Source organism: Polaribacter sp. P097 (assembly GCF_036864555.1).
Taxonomy (GTDB): domain Bacteria; phylum Bacteroidota; class Bacteroidia; order Flavobacteriales; family Flavobacteriaceae; genus Polaribacter.
Window position 1 is genome coordinate 1 of the sequence record NZ_JAZETJ010000011.1, and the last position, 234, is coordinate 234.

1 protein-coding gene is annotated in these 234 nt (G+C 38.0%); it reads left to right on the forward strand.

The window, feature by feature from the left end:
• Positions 1-234 (forward strand): hypothetical protein (locus tag V7R38_RS13135; RefSeq protein WP_334059118.1); only part of this gene is annotated, 234 nt, incomplete at both ends.

Sequence of the window (234 nt, forward strand, 5' to 3'; positions counted from 1 at the left end):
AACTCCTGTATGTGATGTAGTTGCTGATAATACAACTACAGCTACTACAATTAATGAAGGACAAACTAAAACTCTTACTGGTAATCCTACAGGTGGAACGTTCACAGTAGTCTCTGGTGGAGGAACTATAAACGGAAATATTTATACTCCTGCTGATGTATCTACAGATACTACAGTAATTATTAGATACACAATTGCTGCTGATGGTGACTGTGCTGCTTCATCTGACGATGT